A 3,882-nucleotide genomic window follows, 5' to 3' on the forward strand; every position below is an offset into this window, starting at 1 on the left:
CGGAGAGTCGCTACCAGATATGACAAATTGGATGTCTCTTTTCTGGCCTTCGTCTACCTTGCTGCTATTGCTATCTTGTTGCTTTAGAACAAGACTACACATTTTTCAAACAAGGCCTAAATGAAAGAGAAAAGTTTTTCAAAAAATCATACCATACCTTTGATAAAGCTGCTCTCGGTAGCTTTCGCCGCTTTACTGGCGGCTCGCCGGCATTCCTCGTTATGTAGTGCGGTGAGACGGAAAGAGAAGTGAATCTTTTTCACAAAACCAACACTTCATATTGAACGCATCACCATCTTAACAACGGCACATTCCTTTATCAAAAAATAATGTGCCGTTGTATCGCTCGTCCTTGACATCCGCACATTATTTTTATATAATATAATGTGTCACTGTCAGATATAAAAAGGAGCTAAAGCCTATGACAGATCGTGAACGGATTAAAACACTTCTAAATGCATCACCAAATGGGACAATTACCACGGAGCAGGTAACCTCCGCTGGACTACACCGCAGCATTTTACAGGAACTTGTAGACAGTGGTGTGATTTATCGTTTCGGACGTGGTTTATATGTACGCACTGACGCATGGGAAGACGATCTTTACCTGTTACAACTAAGATACGGGCGCGGAATCTATTCGCACGATACTGCATTGTACCTGCACGGTTATTCTGACCGCACCCCGGCACAATACACCATGACCTTTCCCAAAGGCTACAACTCACGCTCCTTGAAAGAGGAAAATATTCTTGTCAAACGCGTTGTGGCAGAGAATTATTCGCTGGGCGTTATGGAATTGCCCTCTCCTTGCGGCAATCCGCTCCAAGTTTATGACCTTGAAAGAACGATATGTGATATTCTTCGCGGCAGCGGGAGCGACATCCAGATCGTAAGCACAGCAATGAAAAAATACGCTGTGTCAAAAGAGAAGGATATTTATAAATTGATGAAGTACGCAGAGCAGCTGCGTGTAAAACCCAAGGTGCTTCGATACATGGAGATACTATTATGATCACAAAAAATCCGATGCAGCTAAAGGCTTTTATCAAAAAGAAAGCCGCCGAGAAAAAGATTTCCGCTCAGTTGGTCATGCAAAACTATATGTTAGAGAGACTGCTGGAGCGGATCTCGCTCTCAGCATATAAGCAGAATTTTATTTTGAAAGGCGGCTTCCTCATTTCCGCAATCGTCGGCCTTGACACACGGGCCACCATGGATTTGGATACCACGATCAAAGGCTTCACTCTGACACATGAAGCCATCCGAAGGATTTTTGAAGAAATCTGTGCTGTGGAGGTTGCCGATGATGTACGCTTTGAATTGGTGGATATTGCCGACATCCGCGAGGGTGATGATTATCCAGGGATTCGGGTTTCGCTGAAAGCAAATTATCCGCCAATCAGTGTCCCTTTGACTGTAGATGTGACGACCGGAGACATTATCACCCCACGAGAAATCGAATACACTTTTTCTTTGCTGTTTGACGACCGTTCCATCAGCATCCTTGCCTACAACCTTGAAACCGTATTGGCAGAGAAAATTGAAACCGTATTGTCCCGCAGTATTGCCAACACGCGCCCGAGAGATTTTTATGACATACATATTCTATATTCTTTGCGGGGTTCTGAGTGTGATTCACAAACACTGCTTCAGGCCCTGAAGCGCACAGCCAATAAGCGAGGCAGTCAAAAAGTTCTCAACCTCTATCCGGATATTATCGCCGAGATTCGCTCCAGCGAACAGCTTCAAGGTTTTTGGAAAAAATATCAGAGAGATTTTGACTATGCAAAAGATGTCTCGTTTGATGATGCTTGTGATACGATCCAGCGTATCATGGACACCATAAGCGATGTACTGAGGTGTGGTCTTGCGGAGCATTTTTCAAGAGAATAAAGTTTTTCATTAAAAGATAGGAGGTGGTTGTTTTTGTTGATCTTTTTATCAATGCTGGAAAGTGACAATGATAGAGAACTTTTTGCGGCATTATATAATCAGTATGGAAGTGCTATGCTACGGGTGGCAAAACGGTATTTTCCAGATGATGGATATACAGCAGAAGATGTTGTCCAGAACGCATGGGTACGAGTTGTAAATAATTTTCAAAGAATTTCGAGTTTACCAAGTAATAAATATGGGGCGTATCTCGTTGTTATAGTAAAAAATGAAGCTATAACAATTTTGAGAAGAAAAAAGCAGGAATTACCTTTTGAAGATGCTATAATCGGAAACGATGATAGGTTCGCAGAAAATGACGAACGGTCAATTATAGAAGTTATACAGTCGATGCCTGATACATATCGAGCAGTGCTGGAAATGCGATTTATAGAAGAACGCAGCACAAGGGAAATCTCGAAAGCTCTTGCATTAACAGAAACGGCAGTTAACGTTCGTATTCATCGGGGTCGGACAATACTCATAAAAAAATTGAGGGAGGAGGGATACATAAAATGACAGAAGGCAAGGAAAATTCTATATTAAGAGATATTTTACTAGAAGCTGCAGAAAAAGAGTTTTCTCAAGAACTTTTTGAACATGAACAGGTTAATGTATCTTCTCGCTTTATCCGAGAGATGGAAAGTATGGTTTACAACCCAAATAGATGGGCAAAGAGGCATAAACGTCCTCGCTGGAAAAAATCTTAAACATAGCAGCCAGTATTGCGCTCGCATGTTCAGTCTCTCTGGGGGCGTTGATGATTTTTAGTCCAACAGTGAGAGCTGCTATAGTTGAATGGGTTACAGAGTGGTATGAAACATATGTTATTTATAGATTCTTTGGAGACCAAGATTCTATTGAAATGCCTTTGTATAAAATTTTGGATTTACCTCAGGGATATATAGAAACAGAGTCTTCAATAGAGTTTTCCAATAATATTGAAATTCATTATGAAAATGAAGAAGGAGATATACTTCGATTTGAATATGTGAGAGTTGAAGAGGGATCTGCAATTTTAATCGATACAGAAAACATGCAAGTCGAGAATGTTACGGTTAATGGATGTCCTGGACACTTATATATTTCAGCCGATGAGGAACAGAGTAGTTGTATAACATGGTACGATGATGAAGCACACATTCAATTCGTTATAGACGGATTTTTTGAAAAGGATTTGTTGATGAAGATGGCATGCAGCGTTTCTAAATGTTCGGGTCGGGTATAGCTACCCTCAAAATGCCGGAAGTTCACGGCCAAACTCAGCCGCAAAAAAAGTCGTTACTGTCACTCTCTGCAAACCTGTCCACTGGAAAGTGCCAACACCCCAGTGGACAGGACAAGCTATAAGAAAGTTAAGTGGAAGTCAACAACACACACAGGAAAATAAGTGGATAATGGTTTACTCGTTCGCACATGGCGTGACGGGTAAACCGTTATCTCAAAGGAAAGGGGGCCTCTTACCAACTCGTAAGAGGCCCCCTTTCCTGCGTCCTGCACAATACAATAATGATTTATTGCGCAGTTACACATTTACACATTGGGTTTTCCCGTTGGAGGCTGCGGAGTTCTGGCGTTTACATCCTTCGCCTTATTCTCTCTGGACCATACCTCATGGGTATCCAAAACCAACTTCTTATTTACGCCTTCATGTTCGTCATACCATACCTTCTGGTATACGCCGCCCGGGTTCGGAATAATAGTGGTAATCTTCATTTTTCCATAATAGGTCTGTTCATCAAACAGTGTATACGGACGCCAATTCATCGTTGTCCAAGCCGGGCAGGTTTGGCTCTCCGATACAGTTACACTCGATGTGTGGCTGAAACGTAACCGTCAAATCTCCCGGCGTATAAAAAGGCCGCCATCTCAGCGCACAGGCATTGAGATGGCGGTCGGCATTTCCATTATGGTTTTGGAATTTTACATTCCTGGGGTGCGTTCACT

At 42.3% G+C, this 3,882-nt stretch carries 5 protein-coding genes and 1 pseudogene; all 6 read left to right on the forward strand.

Features of this window, described 5'->3' with window-relative positions:
* Positions 1-87: pseudogene (locus ACEVJL_RS16690) on the forward strand (IS5/IS1182 family transposase); the annotation flags it as partial.
* Positions 88-421: 334 nt separating this feature from the next.
* Complete coding sequence (locus ACEVJL_RS16695) at positions 422-1,015, forward strand: type IV toxin-antitoxin system AbiEi family antitoxin domain-containing protein (protein ID WP_209346733.1); 594 nt, start codon at positions 422-424, stop codon at positions 1,013-1,015.
* Positions 1,012-1,896 (forward strand): nucleotidyl transferase AbiEii/AbiGii toxin family protein, encoded by an 885-nt coding sequence (locus ACEVJL_RS16700; RefSeq protein ID WP_209346732.1) that lies wholly within the window; start codon positions 1,012-1,014, stop codon positions 1,894-1,896. Before ACEVJL_RS16695 ends, ACEVJL_RS16700 begins: the two co-directional genes overlap by 4 nt.
* A 33-nt stretch (positions 1,897-1,929) precedes the next feature.
* Positions 1,930-2,454: an RNA polymerase sigma factor gene (locus ACEVJL_RS16705; protein ID WP_209346731.1), complete on the forward strand. Its 525-nt coding sequence runs from the start codon at positions 1,930-1,932 to the stop codon at positions 2,452-2,454.
* Positions 2,451-2,645 (forward strand): hypothetical protein, encoded by a 195-nt coding sequence (locus ACEVJL_RS16710; RefSeq protein ID WP_374738480.1) that lies wholly within the window; start codon positions 2,451-2,453, stop codon positions 2,643-2,645. Before ACEVJL_RS16705 ends, ACEVJL_RS16710 begins: the two co-directional genes overlap by 4 nt.
* A gap of 50 nt (positions 2,646-2,695) precedes the next feature.
* Positions 2,696-3,163, forward strand: a complete 468-nt coding sequence (locus tag ACEVJL_RS16715) for a DUF4367 domain-containing protein (RefSeq protein WP_374738481.1) — start codon at positions 2,696-2,698, stop codon at positions 3,161-3,163.
* Positions 3,164-3,882: the final 719 nt, after the last annotated feature.

Source organism: Flintibacter porci, from assembly GCF_041925195.1.
In the GTDB taxonomy this organism is placed as follows: Bacteria; Bacillota; Clostridia; order Oscillospirales; family Oscillospiraceae; genus Lawsonibacter; species Lawsonibacter porci.